Consider the following 15644-nt stretch of genomic DNA (forward strand, 5'->3'; position numbering starts at 1 on the left):
CGCGATAACTGGGGTGCTTTTGTGCCGTGAGAGCAACTTTTGTTCAGTCTTAATTGAACGCGGCGAAGCGTTTAATCAGGGTTTCTCCCTTCTACATTTAGTGGAGACATTGCATTCGATCGGCCTATTCACGGGTATAAGGTGGCAGTCTGGTTCGATCGTGACGGGTGATGTTTATGGCTAAGCAAAAGATGTCGGTTTACCTTATTAAAGAGGGTTTTAATATTGGTGACGTCGTTGACTCCAATGACCCCTATATCCATAGGCACCTTCTAGAAGATGGTTCAGTGGTTTACACAAAGCCATCAGAACCTCATCCGCCAAAATGGATTGATTATTTTGACGGTCAACTGGAGTCCGATACTTTGCTGTCTTCTTCTGCAAGCGCTCTCCATCTGGTTCAAGTTGCCGTGACGGAGGACGATGAGCGTCTATTTGCCATTTCTTTTGGCTATGGTTTTACTTTGCTGGATAAAGAGACAGTCGAGGAGCGCTTTGGGCTTAAAGTGGCACTCAATCAGGCAATAGATGGTGGACTTCGCAAGCTAAAACGAACTGCAGTCTCAGGTAATGCTCGAAAGACCGACGAGCAAATGCCCCTTCCGTCTTCAGTTGATGCTTTTGAAATTGATGTCGAGCGCGATTTGCTGGAAGGAGTGACGGTAAGCGGCGGCGATGGACTGCTTGCAACTGGATCTATTACTGGGTCGGATTCTCTCGCATTGAGTGTTGGTGAGTCGGTAGAATCGATTCGAGACTATCTTAAGTCTGTCTATGCCGTTTATGTGCTTGATTCTTATAAGGCTAAATACGGTTGGGTCGACAGAATCGTTCCGGTGCGCAAGCGGTCACTCGAAGATGCGTTGAATTCTAAAGCCATTAGCCTCATTAATGCTCACGATCAAAATATATGGCTTGCAGTGCCGGAAATCCTTGAATGGGAGGCGGTCGCAGGCTTTCGTGTTGGATCAAAGGAATCTTTGCTTGACGATGTTTGTCTCGACATGGTCTATCCGGAACCGGAAAAGTTGCCTCAGAGCTACGAAGACCTTTGCAAAACCCGTATTTCTGTTATTGGACAGGCAGAGGGCTCGGTGATAAATAAATGGCGCGCATCTGAGTGCCTATATGGCGAGGTCGAATATCAAGGGGCCAGTTACTGTGCAAATAATGGAAAATGGTATCGAATTGATGGTGACTACAAATCATCGATTGAATCTCGCTTCTCTAAGATTCCGCTTTACCCAACGGAATTCCCAGAATATTTTAAGGGCGAATATGAGGGCCCGTATAACCAACGTGTCGTGGAGATGAATTCCTCGACCGAGTTGTTGCTAGACAAGAAGACCATTTACTACGGCGGTCGTGGCAGCCAGGTCGAGCTTTGTGACATCTTGTGTAAAGACGGTACGTTCATTCACGTTAAGCATTATCAAGGTTCTTCGACTTTAAGTCATCTGTTCAATCAGGGCTTGGTCTCGGCTCGTTTGGTAAAGGCAGATCCTAGTTTTAGGAAGTGCGCACAGGTTGTTCTAGACAAGATTGAACCTAATTGTTTTAAATTGGAAAGGGATTCGGTCAAACAGGTCGTTTTTGCGATTATCTCTAAACATGATGCGGTAAGGCCTGAGATTCCATTCTTTAGCAAAGTGGCACTAGATGCCGTGTGCTCTCAACTGGCCGCGATGGACATTGATGTCGCATTGGCGAGAATCAAGGAGGTCCGAGCCGATTGCGGTTGATTCATTGCTGCTAGTTCGGTCGCCGGCTGGGAACTCTTGCTCTTGATTGATTTGTTAATTGGAGAGGGGCGTGCTCATGCCTGGGGTTAAGAATCAGCACTACGTGCCGCGTTTTTATCTCAAATCGTTTACCGATGACTCGGGTTATCTCAGCGTTGTAAGACGCGACGCTGGTGGGTTGAAACCCGTCTTTCGAACGAAGCCCGAAAACGTTTGTGCTGAAAACTACCTCTATGAGGTCAGGCGACGTGGATCCCAAGGCGATGGCGGATTCATCGAGAAGGGCGTCATTGAAGATGGTCTTAGTAAAATCGAGAACTATCTTGCACCTACCTACCGATCGTTGCTCAGTTGTCTTGATTCCGGAAAACTGCCAAAAGGTGAAGAGTGCGTCGCGTTGATTTCTCGACTGGCATTTTTGCTTGCATCGCTCATTGCGAGGAATCCAAAATGGTTGAGCAAGATGAGAGGTGACGCTGGCGTTCACTCCGTCGAATTGTTGTCGAGCGCCTTTTTCTCTGACAAAGACATTTCTCAAATGGATTTGGCGGGCTATAGGAATGAATTTGAAGCCATTGTCGAGCTTGCTTGTCTGGATACAGCGCTGTTCAGGTTCGATAAGGGCGCGCCAGTGTACGATTTACTTGTCTTATTGCTCGACATGGATTGCTTGTTTTATATAGCGCCAGAAGGCTCTGAGTTTATAACCTCGTCACTTCCTGCGCATGCAGAGTGGAAGGAGGAACGCGACAAAGACCCTTGCGGCTTCTACTTCCCATTGACCCCTCGTTATGCTGTCGTATTTGGACAAAGACTGGAAGAGGGTCGCTGTGTTTCCATCTCTCATCTGGCTGATTTTGCAGTCGATTCATTTAATCGCATGCTCATGAACGGTGACGGTTTGTGGGATTTTCTGATCGCAGGAGATCGGTCTAAATTGGAGCGTCTTGTTGAGGAATATCGAGACGGGGTTTAGACCGAGTGATTATTTGCTCGCTTAAGTACTGCTGAATATCGTGGGTCTGCATCGCTGATATTGCGCCTGGGCATCAGGGCCAAATTAGCTTGAGTAATCTGTCCTACGCTATCTGCATTTCTTCTATGTTTTACCGTGTTATGTGGTTCAGTCTGTTCTTTGCACCTTAGGCCTTCAGGTGCCTTAAGCACTTGATTTTGCCTACTTAAATCCTATAATCAAAGAAAAACTCTGAAATACCTTTTCAAAACAATGAAAGGAAAGTTGAGGAGGATGCTTTGTCAGTTTTCCTTCAGGAACTATAGGTCCTATCGCGACGAGGCGGAGCTTTCCATGCAAGCGACGCCGATGAGGGAGTTTGAGCGCTCCCTTATCGAGTGTCCCGATGGGCAGAACTTTCTGCCGGTGGCTGCGGTGTACGGACCCAACGCTGGCGGCAAGTCCAACCTACTCGAAGCTCTTGACTACGTTCGTTCGGCTGTGGCCAGACCGATCAGATTGCTGTCAGCTAGCTCTGATGCGCCAGAGGGCAATCGTCCTTCGATACCCCGTTGTTCGGCGTTCGAGTTCGATGATGTGTCTGCTCTCGAGCCTACCGAGTTCGAGCTCTACTACCGCGCGGGCGAGCATGAGTACCGTTATGCCCTGTCCGTGCATGCCGACGAGATCGTGTCCGAGGGACTGTGGCGGCGCAAATTGGGAGCTTCGCGTACGGCAATGTTGTTCGAGCGCGAGGGTGCTGAGGTCGAGCTCGGTCCCACGCTGCGCAAACTTGTGACGGCTGCGAGATTCAACCCGAGCCTGCCGTACCTGTCGTTTCTCTGCATCAACTTTGATGCGCCGGTGATCAAGGAGGCTGCCAGCTGGTTTCTTGATGGCGTGTTCCTGAACTACAACAGCTCTTACCTGGAGCGGATGCTCGAGCAATTGCTAGACGAGGCGGAGTCGCCCGAGGTCACGCGTTTTCTGCGCGCCGTCGACGTACGCATCGATGGCTTTAGGGTGGAGAAGGCCCCGGAATGGCGCGGCCAGCGCGTCTTTGTGAGGCACGAGGTGGACGGCAAGGGCTATGAGCTGCGCCTTTCTGAGGAGTCAGCCGGAACACAGAAGCTCATGGGGCTAGCTGCATATCTGATGACTGCGCTCGAGCGCGGCGCTACCGTTGTGGTCGACGAACTTGACGCCAAGCTTCACCCGAAGCTCCTGCGCTACGTGATTCTGTTGTTTAAGGATCCCGAGGTCAACAAGAGCGGCGCGCAGCTCATCTTCTCGTCCCAGGACGTATCCACAATGCGAAACGACGTGTTCCGCCGCGACGAGATATGGTTTGCCGCACGCGGTGAGGGGGAGGCGAGCCAACTGTGGTCGCTCGCCGACATCCACGAGGCAAATGGCAACTTGGTTAGCAAGAATGCTGCTTTCGATAAGCAGTACCTGTCTGGTCGTTACGGTGCCGACCCGTATCTCACTCGCATCGAGGAGTGGGATTAACATGGCAGCGAAGAAGTCGAAGGGCTGGCGTAGTGGCAAACGCGAGGTTCGCCCGCGCATGGTGCAGATGACGCGCCACCTCGTGGTGACCGAGGGCAAGGAGACTGAGCCTCGCTACTTCGAGGGCGTGCGTGCTGCTTTGTGCGCGGCAAACGAACGCAAGGTTGCCGTTATCGTTAAGGGAACGGGCAAACACACGCTCGACCTGCTTGACTTCGCTGTCGAACATTGCCGCTATGCTCCTGAGACTTTCGACCATGTGTGGCTCGTGTTTGATAAGGATGACTTCCCTGCATCCGATTTTGATGCGATGGAGAGCAAATGCGCCGAGCTCACCGATGGATTGAGGACGTTCCATGCGCTGTGGTCGAATCCCTGCTTTGAGCTGTGGCCCCTTCTGCACCTTCGATATACGACGGCCCCCATGTCGGCTGCAGAGTGCCAGCGTAGCCTCGCTCAAGCGATGTCTAAAGACCTGGGCATAGAGTACCGCAAGAACTTGGCAGGGCTGTTCGACGTGGTGGACGGCAAACGAGGCGAGGCGTTGCAGCGTGCTGGGCGCCTCGTCACATACCATAGGGGGCTGGGTAACGTTAAGCCATCTTCGCAAAACCCTGCAACCAAGGTGGGCGAAATATTCGATGTAATCGGGCCGTATCTGGTTGGCTAGTCGAGTCTGTGGATTGGCTTTCCGGTTGGGCGATTGGCGGATTGTGATGCGCTATTGCAAATCCGGTGCGTAGGAGAAGTGCGGAGAAAAATCGAAACTCGCCGAGCATAGCCCGATTTTAGGCAACAAAACCGCAGGCCGCTGCTGCCTAAACCCGGGTCTGGTCGGCAGATATCGGATTTTCACCGTACTTCCGGATTGGGCGCTCATTCAGCACCCTCGTCGCCCCCACATCCTCTGAAGATGTTCTTAAAACTGCCTTAAAGGCGTCCCGGCTCGCGTTGACGGCGTACAATACGCATGTTTGACTATGGCAAATGTGGAATTAAGGGGAGGGGTGCGCCATGGAGGTGCTGGTTGTTGGCAACACCGCATATGTTGACGATGACTTTTGTGCCAAGGCGTTCCCCGGGGACCATGTTAAGGTCGTCGCTGCCGCGGAAGCGCGCCGCGACGAGTCATCGCCCCATGCCTCGTGGAATGAGCTCCTCCAGCACTTGGAGCAGGCCTACGAGTTCGACCGCGTGGTCTACCTATCCAATTACCTTACCCCGCATACCGATATCGTGGGCGATATCGAGCTGCTGCGCTCGGTCTTTCGTGCGTGCGCGGGTCGCCGGGTCCAGCTGCTGTATGTGGCGGGGCCCGCGGGTGCCGCCGATGCCACGGGGCGAACGGGCAAGGGCATTATCGCGCGCGCAGCCAACGACCTGTGCCGCTACTACGCTGCTCGCGAGGGCTTTCAAACCAAGATCCTGCGCGTGCCGTTCCTGTATACCGCGTCTGCCGCGCTGGATGATCCGTTTTTGGTGCCGCTGTTCGACGCGTGCTCAACCGGATCGGTCGCTTTGCAGGGCGCGGAGGGCGCGCCGTTTCCGCTGCTGTGTGCCGAGGAGCTCGCGGTGCTGGTGCATCGCATCTTTGACAGCTGGGACGCCTCCTTTGAGACGCTCGATGTTGCCGATGCCTTCCATCACACGTCAGGTGAGGTGGGCGAGGCCCTCAAGGCACTGTGCCCAGGGCTCTCAGTTGCCTATGGCGATTCTGCCGGCTATGCCCTGCCCGTCAGCGACATCGTTCGCGTTCGCTATGGCTGGTTTCAGCGCTACGACCCGTTTCGTGATCTTTCGACCATTCATGCTCGCTGGGATGCTGGCCGCGCAGGGAAGATCAACCCCTTGCGCGCCGCTATCGACCGCATCCAGATGCACACGCTGCCTATTAAATGCCTGGAGACGGGCGTTGCCTGGGTCCTGTTCGAGGTGCTGGAGTATTTGTTCTCGCAATCTGCCCAGCTCAACGTGCTCGATTATCGCCTGCTCTACGTCGTGCTCATCGGCACGCTGTATGGCTTGGACTTTGGTTTGGCTGCGGCACTGCTGGCATCGGTTGGGTTGGCTGTGAGCTACTTTACCCAGTATGGCTATACCTTCCAGGGCCTCTTTTACGAGCCGTCCAACTGGCTGCCGTTTATCGCGTACTTTGTGGTGGGTGCCGTATGCGGCTACGTGCAGCTGCGCAACAACGAGGCCATTAAGGTGGAGCGCGACCAAAACGAACTCGTGCGTAATCGCAATACATTCCTCACGCAGCTCTATCACGATGCTATCGAGGACAAGCGCACCTACAAGCGCCAAATTGTGGGGCGTCACGATAGCTTTGGCAAGATCTTTGCCGTGACGCAAGAGCTCGACGTGCTCAACCCGCGCGACATCTACCGCAAGTGCTGTGAGCTCATGGGTGAGATTCTCGAAAACAATTCGGTGACGATCTACCACGTTTCGGGCGGGGCGTTTGCACGTCTGGTGGCGGCGAGTCCCGTGATTGCCGAAGACGCCACGCGCTCGATCTCGCTTGATCAGCTTGCGCCCCTTTTGAGCGGCGAGGGTTGTTCGAGCCTGTGGGTCAATCGCGAGCTGACGCCGGGACTTCCCATGTTTGGATATACGATCGAGCGCGACGGGGCGCCCGCCGTGTTGATCTTTGTGCGTCGTGCGGCCGAGAACCAAATGACGCTCTATTACCAAAACCTGTTCCGCATCTTGTGCGGACTGGTCGAAAGCGCGCTGGGCCGTGCCTTTGACTATGAGGCGGTGGCGCAGGATAAACGCTGCGTCGATGGCACGTGCGTGCTCAAGCAGGCGGCCTTTGGTCAAGAGCTCGCGGCCGAGCAGGCGCTGTCGGATGGCAAGATGGGCAGCTTTTTGCTCCTGCGCGTGGTGCCGGGCATGGAGCCTGTCGGCGAGCTGGTGGGCGCAATTGGGTCGGCAATCCGCGAGAGCGATGCGGCGGGCCTGGTCGACGGTGACGTGCTTTACCTGCTTATGCGCCAGGCAAAGGCGTGCGACCTCCCCATTATCCGCGAGCGCCTGAGCGCGAAGCGGATTGCGGTGGAGCCCGTCGACGGCGAGGACATCGTGGCGCTTCTGCAGCACATCGCTGACACCGGTGACGGTGAGGGGGATGTCGCTTGATCTCGCTTGTCGTTGCTGCCGTCTTGCTGCTGATTCATGCGCTGGTTTGTCTGGTGTTGTGGACGCTTATGAAGTTGGGCCTGCTGCCGGTGCGCGGGCATATGCTGGCCGTGATGGTACTCGTGCCGTTGTGGGGACCGCTGCTGGTGGTGCTGCTTATCACGCGTAGCGCCGTGTTTGGCGCGGACCTTAAGGACGCCACGCTAGAGTCGCTGCGCATTAACGACGAGCTGCATCGCAGCATCTTGGTGCACGACCGTGAAGCCGATGCGGGCGTGATCCCGCTCGAGGAGGCGCTCATCGTCAACGACCCTGCAGACCGGCGCCGCCTCATGCTCTCCATGCTTACCGAGGAGCCCGATGCGTATCTGGCGCAGCTGCAGGCGGCTAAGCTGAACGACGACGTTGAAGTGGCGCACTATGCCGCGACGGCGGTGGCGCAGATCTCCAAGGAGTCCGACCTTAAACTGCAGCAGCTGGAGCGCGCCTTTAAGACCGACCCGAGCGCGCAAAACCTCAACGAATACTGCGATTTTCTTGGTGAGTATTTAGACTCGGGTTTGGCTGAGGGGCGCGTGGCTCAGATTCAGCGTCAACAGTACGCACGTCTGCTTGCGCGCCGCTGCGAGCGCGAGGACACCTTTGAGCTGCGTATTCGGTATGCGACGGCGCTGGCCGATGTCGGACAGATCGACGAGGCGCAGGCCGTGACCGACCAGCTCGTGCTCGACGCGCCCGAGGAGCAGGAGGTTTGGATGCTTTGCCTGCGCCTGGCCGTGATGCGCCGCGACGGTGACGAGGTCCACCGCGTGATCGATGCGATCGACAAACAGCATGTGTACTTGAGCGCCGCCAACCGCGAGGAGCTGGCTTTTTGGCGCGACGGGGAGGAGGCCCGATGAGCGTGGTTCAGCATATCCGCGACCGTGCGGGCCATTTTCGCTGGATGGGCCTGCTCGTGGTGTGGGCGGTCTTTATTGCCATGGCCGCCGTGCTGCTGGTGGAGCGTGCCGGCGTGCAGTACAGTGCGGGCCAGCATAAGCTGGGGATGCTTGCCGCCAACGATGCGGTGCCGGCCTCCTCGGCAATATTTGGTCAAAAGCCCACGTGCCTGGTCATTACCGATTCCGATCAGACGGGCGTCGAGGACGTAAAGGAGCAGTTCGACCAGATTCTGCTCGACATGAAGATCGCGCACCGCGACGTGGACCTTGCCCTGGACGGCGCGGATGCCATTCCCTCGCTGACGTCCTTCGATCGCGTGATTTTGCTCATGCCGTCGCTCGATGGGCTCGGTACGCACCTCACCGACCTGATGAGCTGGGTGAATGCCGGCGGCTCGCTCATGCTGGGTATGACGCCGGAGAACTCCGGCTATATTCAAGCCGTTGCACCCAAGTTTGGCATCGATACCGTTGGATATGAGTACACCACGGCAGAAAGTATCGTCCCGAGCAAGGACTTTATGATCGGTGGTGGCCAGCGCTACGAGTTATCGGACCCCTTTAAATCGTCACTGCTGGTTTCGCTGCGCGAGACGGCGCACGTGTGGGCCAAAACCGGCGATACGGGTACGCCCCTTGTTTGGTCGAGCGATTGCGGCAGCGGACATACCGTGGTGTGCAACTTTGGCATTTACAGCAAGGTCATGCGCGGGTTTTACGCCGCGGCGATCAGCTTGCTCGGCGATGCCACGGCCTACCCGGTCATCAACAGCGCCGTCTTCTATCTGGATGACTTTCCCAGCCCCGTGCCCTCGGGCGACGGCACCTACATCAAGCGCGACTACGGGCTTTCCATCGCCGACTTTTATGCCAAGGTCTGGTGGCCTGATCTACAAAAGCTCGCGCAAAAATACGGCATTCGCTATACCGGCGTGATGATCGAAAACTACGAGGACGCGGTCAACCAGACCGAGCCCGCGCGCCAGGCCGATACCACGCAGTTTCGCTACTTTGGCGGCATGCTGCTGCAGATGGGCGGAGAGCTGGGCTTTCACGGCTACAACCATCAGCCGCTGGCGCTCTGGGACACCGACTATGGCACGCTGTACGACTACAAGACGTGGAAGAACAAGGAGACGCTTGTTGCATCGCTCAACGAGCTTATCGCCTTTCAGGACGAGGTGCTACCCAACGCGCACGGTTCGGTCTACGTGCCGCCGTCAAACATCCTTTCGGCCCGCGCTCGCAAGATTATTGGCGAGGACGTGCCGCGCATTAAGACCATCGCCAGTACGTATTTTGAGGATGGCACCGACCTGCCGTACGCGCAGGAGTTTAGCGTGGCGAGCGATGGCATCGTGGAGCAGCCGCGTATTGTCTCGGGCGGCATGGTCGACGATTCCTATATGCGCCTGGCTGCCGTGTCCGAGCTCAACATGCACTATGTGAGTACGCACTTTATGCACCCGGACGACTTGCTCGATCCCGATCGCGGCGCCAGGCAAGGCTGGGAGATCTATAAGGGCGGCCTGACCGACTACCTGGACTGGCTTACCAAGTCTGCGCCCGACCTGCGTCGCCAGACCGGCTCGGAATGCTCGGGCGCCATCCAGCGCTTTTCGTCCGTGACGGTGAGCGTGGATACAGATGCGGATGCCTGGACGCTCAACCTGAGCAATTTTCACGACGAGGCGTGGCTCATGTTCCGCGCCAATAACGGCGAGCCGGGTGCAGTCACGGGCGGCGAGATTACGCATCTGACGGGCGACCTGTACCTGGTCAAAGCTACGGACAAGACGTTGACCATTGCGCGCAAGGAGGGTAGCGACAAATGAGAATCTGCTTGGTACTCGAAGGTTGCTATCCCTATGTGCACGGTGGCGTGTCCACCTGGATGCATGGCTATATACAGGCCATGCCCGAGCACGAGTTTGTGCTGTGGGTGATTGGCGCGCATGCGGCCGACCGCGGCAAGTTTGTCTACGAGCTGCCTGGTAACGTGGTCGAGGTACACGAGGTGTTTCTGGACGACGCCTTGCGCCTTTCGGGCGAGCAGGAAGAGGCGGACTTTAACGACCGCGAGCGCGAGGCGCTGCGCCGCCTGGTGTCGCTTTCCAATCCGGATTGGGACGTGCTGTTCGATATCTTCCAGCGTCGTCGCGTGCATCCGCTCTCGTTTTTGCAGAGCCGCACGTTTATGGATATCTTTCGCGACGTGTGCCTGGCCGAGTACCCCTACACGCCTTTTGCCGACGCATTCCATACCATGCGCTCCATGCTGCTGCCCGTGCTCTACCTGCTGGGCAGCGAGGTGCCGGTGGCCGATGTGTACCACGCCATCTCGACCGGCTACGGCGGCCTGCTCGCCTGCTTGGGTTCAAGCGTTCATCATGCGCCGGTGCTGCTCACCGAGCACGGCATCTACACGCGCGAGCGCGAGGAAGAGATTATTCGCGCCGACTGGGTGGTGCCGTCGTTTAAGGACCGCTGGATTCGCTTTTTCTACCTGCTTTCGGAGGAGATCTACCGTCGTGCTTTTCGCGTGACGAGCCTGTTTCACAATGCCCGCAATACGCAGATCGATATGGGCTGCGATGCGGATAAATGCCTGGTCATCCCCAATGGCATTCAGTTCGACCGCTTTAAGGACATTCCCTTAAAGCCCGATGACGGCTGGGTTGACATTGGCGCGGTGGTGCGCCTGGCGCCCATCAAGGACGTCAAGACCATGATCTATGCCTTCTTTGAGCTGCACGAGCGCGTCCCTAAGGTGCGCCTGCATATCATGGGCGGCGTGGACGACGAGGAGTACGGCGCCGAGTGCCATGCGCTGGTCGATACCCTGGGCGTGCGCGACCTGATCTTTACCGGCCGCGTCAACGTGGTCGAGTACATGGAAAAGCTGGACTTTACCATTTTGACGAGCATCTCCGAGGGCCAGCCGCTCAGCGTGCTGGAGTCGCTTGCCGCGCGTCGTCCCTGTGTGACGACCGAGGTGGGCTGCTGCCGTGAGCTGCTCGAAGGCGCCCCGGGCGACGACTTTGGCGTGGCGGGATTTGTGACGCCGCCTATGTATCGCAAGGGCCTGGCCGATGCCATGGAGCGCATGTGCGCAAGCCGTGCCCGTCGCATTGAGATGGGGGAGCGCGGCCAGCGTCGCGTTGCCACGTACTTTTTGCACGAGCAGATGCTCGCCAACTATCGCGCGCTGTACGACGAGACAGCGCGTGCGTATGATTTGCCCAGAGAGGGGGAGTAGCCGGTGGCCGGAATCGGTTTTGAGCTCAAGCGCCTGTTTAGACGCAAGGGTCTGTTTGCCACGATGCGCGCCTACGGCTACGCCGGCATTGTGTGCACGGGCCCCATGCTGCTGGGCGTGCTGCTCCAGGTGGGTATCTTGGTGCTGTGCGGTTTGTGGGGTGTGGGCCGCGCCAACCAGGATTTGCTGGTGTGCATGGTGACCTATACGCTGCTGGCGTCGCTTACGCTCACCAGCTTTTTCTCCATGCCGGTCACGCGCTTTTTGGCGGACATGCTGTTTGCGGAGCGCGAGGATGAGATTCTGCCCTCGTTTTGGGGTTCCAACGCCATCATGCTGGTTACGGGCACGGCGCTCTACGGCGTCTTTTTGCTGTTTTCGGGCGCCACGCTGCTTCAGGGGTTGCTGTGCCTGTGGCTGTTCAACATTATGATCGTCAACTGGAACGGCATGAACTACCTCACCGCTATTAAGGACTACCGTGGCATTCTGTGCAGCTTTGTGGCTGCCATTGGCGTGGCGTGCCTGTGCGCCCTGGCTGCGCTGGCGCTGGGGCTGCCGCCGGTCGAGGGCCTACTGGCATCAATCGCCCTGGGCTACGGCGTCATGCTCGCCTGGGACGTGGTGCTGCTGTACCGGTATTTTCCGCAGAGTGACCGCAGCCCCTGGCTCTTTTTGCGCTGGCTCGATCAGTTTATGCCGCTGGCGCTCACGGGCCTGTTTACCAACCTGGGGCTCTTTGCGCACCTGGTAATTATTTGGGCCGGCCCCATTGGCGTGCAGGTCAAGGGCTTGTTTTATGGCGCGCCCTACCACGATGTTCCGGCGCTCATCGCGTTTTTGACGATCCTGGTCACGACCGTCAACTTTGTGGTCTCGGTCGAGGTCAACTTTTATCCGCGCTACCGCGACTACTACAGCCTGTTCAACGACGGCGGCGTAGTGGGCGACATCGTGGTGGCCGAGGAGGAGATGCTCTCCACGCTCAACAGCGAACTGCGCTTTTGCGCGCTCAAGCAGCTGTTTGTGACGGCGGCGGTCATTTCGCTCGAGACCACGGTGCTCTCGGCCCTGCCGCTGGGCTTTAACAGTCTTATGCACGGGTATTTTCGCACGCTATGCGTGGGCTATGGCCTGTATGCCGTGGGCAATACGGTGATGCTCGTCTTGCTGTACTTTACCGACTACAAGGGGGCCGTGCTGGCCTCGGGCCTGTTTGCCGGTGTGGCGGGGCTGGCGACTGCCGTGTCGCTGCTTTTGCCGCAGCAGTTTTACGGCTTTGGCTTTTTGTTGGGTGCGGCGGTGTTTTTTATCGTGGCGCTGCTGCGGCTCGATACCTATACTGCCAACTTGCCGTATCGTATTCTGAGTCAACAGCCCATGGTGGCGACCGACAAGACGGGTCGCTTTACACAGCTGGGCCGCTTGCTCGACCGTGCCGAGCGGCGCTATGAGGAAGCCCGCCATAAGGGCGAGCCACATGGCGCGTTTGAACGCACGGTGGTCCGTGTGTATCGCAACCATTGGGGAGGTCCTGATGACCGATAGGATGATATCGCGTCGCCGCTTGATTGAGGCGGCTGCCGGCACACTGCTGCTTTCGGGCTGCTCTGCGCAGGACGAATCCTCGACAAAAAAGGCCAAGAAGCAGGGCAAGATTAACAAGGCCGAGACCTCGGGAGAGGCCAAGCACCTGCGCGATAAGGACGAACTGTACGAGGTCTACGACGACTCGGGCATTGTGACCATGTACCTAACGGTCTCGCGAGGCAACAGCTCCGAGAACACCGATCATAGCTGGGCCGAGATTAATACGTACTCGGTTTACGACTATGCCGACATGGGCGTGACACGCTATCAGGTTATGGGCCTGCTGCAGCCAGGCGATGATAAGGGCCCCGTTGCTGGCGAGGTGGGCTATGGCGAGGAGGCTCCCAACGCCACCGTGCAAGTGCGCGGTCAGACGTCGAGTACCTATACGCAAAAGAACTATAAGGTGGAGCTCAAAAAGGGCAAGGGCACGTGGCGTCAGCAGCGCGCGATTGCGCTCAACAAGCATATGGGCGAGGGCATGCGCTTTCGTAACAAGATGGCCTACGATTTGATCCGTGGCATTCCCCAGATGATGGGCCTGCGCACGCAGTTTGTGCACTTATGGGTGTGCGACCAGACCGAAAAATCCAACGACACCTTTGAAGACTACGGTCTGTTTACGCAGGTCGAGCAGCTCAACAAGACGGCGCTCAAGGCCCACGGTCTGGATAAGAGCGGGCATCTGTATAAGGTGAACAGCTTCGATTTCCATCGCTTTGAGGACACCATTAAGCTCACCGATGACCCCGACTATAACCAGGCGGCTTTTGAGGGCATGCTCGAGATTAAGGGCGACTCGGACCACACCAAGCTCATCGAGATGCTCGATGCGCTCAACGACGAATCGCAAAAGATCGATGACGTGCTCGACACCTACTTTGATACCGAGAACCTGGTCTATTGGCTGGCGTTTCAGATTCTGACGGGCAACTGCGACACGCAGAACCGTAACTGCTATCTGTACAGCCCGCTTAACTCCAAGGTTTGGTACATCCTGGATTGGGATAACGACGGCATGCTGCGCAAGCTCGAGTTGAGCCTGACGGGGTTCTCGGATTATGCGAGCTGGGAGCGCGGCGTGAGCAACTACTGGGGCAACGTGCTGTTTAACCGCGCGTTGCGCAGCAAGTCGTTCCGCAGCGAACTCGACCGTGCCGTCAAGGACTTGCGCTCGTATTTGACTGAGGAGCGCCTGAGCAAGATGATCGAGCATTATCGCGAGGTCACGGAGCCGCTCGTCTTTGCTGCGCCCGACCTGGAGCATCTGCCCGTGACCAAGGACGAATACGAGCAGATCGCCGCGGCGATTCCGTCCGAAATCGAGGAGAACTACCAGAGCTTCCGCGAGAGCTATAAGAAGCCCATGCCGTTCTACATTGGCGTGCCGCAGATCGATAACGGCAAGTTGCGTGTGAACTGGGATGCCGCGTACGACTTTGAGGCGCGCGATATTCGCTATACCGTGGAGCTTGCGCGCGACTACGCCATCAATGACGTGCTTTTTAAGGCCGAGGACGTGCTGCTGCCGGAGGTAACGTGCGATGCGCCCGATACCGGCCAGTACTTTGTGCGCGTGCGTGCCACCAACTCCGACGGCTATACGCAAGATGCGTTTGACTACTATGTGACCGACGATGGCAAGCAGTACGGCATGAAGTGCTTTTACGTGCAAGACGGCGGCAAGGTCGTGGAGGACACGTATGAAGAGGGCTAGCGCGTTGCTTGAGTGCCTGGCGGCCCCGCCTGCGCGTGCCACGCAGGAGCGTTATCGCCACGAGCTCAAATATCTCATTAACGAGGGCGAGCACGCCGCGCTTGCCTGCCGCATGGCGCCGGCCTTTAAACTGGACAAGCATGCGCGGGCGGGTGGTTACACCATTCGCAGCCTGTACTTTGACGACTACTGCAACTCGGCCTACGAGGAAAAAGACGCCGGTATTCTTATGCGCAAAAAGTATCGCGTGCGCATCTATAACGGCAGCGACAGGGTGATTAAGCTCGAGCGCAAAAAGAAGTACGGCAGCTGGATCTACAAGGAGGACGCGCCGCTCACGCGCGGCGAGTTTGAGCAGATCCTGGCTGGCGACTACGGCTTTTTGCTGAGGAGCCCGCACCAACTCTGCCGCGAGTTCTACATCGAGTGTATCTGCAACATGATGCGCCCGCGGACCATCGTGGACTACGAGCGCGAGCCGTGGGTGATGGATGAGGGCACCGTGCGCATTACGTTTGACATGAACGTGCGTGCCGCGGTGGGTAGCTTTGATATCTTTGACGCGACCTTGCCCGCGCTGCCCGTGCTGGAGCCCGGCAAGCTGGTGATGGAGGTCAAGTTTACCGAGTTTTGTCCGCAGCTGGTGCGCGATATGGTGCCGCCGGGCGCGGCCGAGCTTACGGCGGTTTCCAAGTACTGCCTGTGTTACGAAAAGACCGCCTACCTGCGCGGTTTTAACTACTGGGAATCGGATTTTGAGAACCGAGGGGATATTTAGACC

Annotated in this window: 11 protein-coding genes; all 11 read left to right on the top strand. The window is 57.2% G+C overall.

The genetic code is table 11. The annotated features are described in order from the left end of the window. The first annotated feature begins 176 nt into the window (after positions 1-176). The 11 genes from ACTQXI_RS03540 (at position 177) to ACTQXI_RS03590 (ending at position 15641) form a co-directional block, all read left to right on the top strand. Entirely contained in the window at positions 177-1742 is a 1566-nt protein-coding gene (locus ACTQXI_RS03540) for a DUF6119 family protein (RefSeq protein WP_441048834.1), read from the top strand. Between the two features lie 76 nt (positions 1743-1818). Continuing rightward, on the top strand, positions 1819-2718 hold the full coding sequence (locus tag ACTQXI_RS03545; RefSeq protein ID WP_441048833.1) for a DUF4238 domain-containing protein: 900 nt from the start codon (positions 1819-1821) through the stop codon (positions 2716-2718). Between the two features lie 273 nt (positions 2719-2991). After that, positions 2992-4209, top strand: a complete 1218-nt coding sequence (locus tag ACTQXI_RS03550; protein WP_441048832.1) for an AAA family ATPase — start codon at positions 2992-2994, stop codon at positions 4207-4209. Between the two features lies 1 nt (position 4210). Further along, complete coding sequence (locus ACTQXI_RS03555) at positions 4211-4879, top strand: RloB family protein (RefSeq protein ID WP_441048831.1); 669 nt, start codon at positions 4211-4213, stop codon at positions 4877-4879. Positions 4880-5223: 344 nt separating this feature from the next. After that, positions 5224-7353 (top strand): hypothetical protein, encoded by a 2130-nt coding sequence (locus tag ACTQXI_RS03560; protein ID WP_441048830.1) that lies wholly within the window; start codon positions 5224-5226, stop codon positions 7351-7353. Beyond that, the gene (locus ACTQXI_RS03565) at positions 7350-8255 is read left to right on the top strand and encodes a hypothetical protein (protein ID WP_441048829.1); all 906 of its coding nucleotides are present in this window, start codon (positions 7350-7352) and stop codon (positions 8253-8255) included. The genes ACTQXI_RS03560 and ACTQXI_RS03565 overlap by 4 nt, the downstream gene beginning before the upstream one ends. Next, complete coding sequence (locus ACTQXI_RS03570; RefSeq protein WP_441048828.1) at positions 8252-10132, top strand: DUF2194 domain-containing protein; 1881 nt, start codon at positions 8252-8254, stop codon at positions 10130-10132. The genes ACTQXI_RS03565 and ACTQXI_RS03570 overlap by 4 nt, the downstream gene beginning before the upstream one ends. Continuing rightward, complete coding sequence (pelF, locus tag ACTQXI_RS03575; protein ID WP_441048827.1) at positions 10129-11556, top strand: GT4 family glycosyltransferase PelF; 1428 nt, start codon at positions 10129-10131, stop codon at positions 11554-11556. Before ACTQXI_RS03570 ends, pelF begins: the two co-directional genes overlap by 4 nt. Before the next feature lie 3 nt (positions 11557-11559). Continuing rightward, positions 11560-13104: an exopolysaccharide Pel transporter PelG gene (gene pelG / locus ACTQXI_RS03580; RefSeq protein ID WP_441048826.1), complete on the top strand. Its 1545-nt coding sequence runs from the start codon at positions 11560-11562 to the stop codon at positions 13102-13104. Beyond that, complete coding sequence (locus tag ACTQXI_RS03585) at positions 13094-14863, top strand: CotH kinase family protein (RefSeq protein ID WP_427794689.1); 1770 nt, start codon at positions 13094-13096, stop codon at positions 14861-14863. The genes pelG and ACTQXI_RS03585 overlap by 11 nt, the downstream gene beginning before the upstream one ends. Continuing rightward, positions 14850-15641 (top strand): polyphosphate polymerase domain-containing protein, encoded by a 792-nt coding sequence (locus tag ACTQXI_RS03590; protein WP_441548335.1) that lies wholly within the window; start codon positions 14850-14852, stop codon positions 15639-15641. Before ACTQXI_RS03585 ends, ACTQXI_RS03590 begins: the two co-directional genes overlap by 14 nt. Positions 15642-15644 lie beyond the last annotated feature (3 nt).

Origin of the sequence: Collinsella sp. LCP19S3_C9, from assembly GCF_052121575.1 — a bacterium.
In the GTDB taxonomy this organism is placed as follows: Bacteria; Actinomycetota; Coriobacteriia; order Coriobacteriales; family Coriobacteriaceae; genus Collinsella.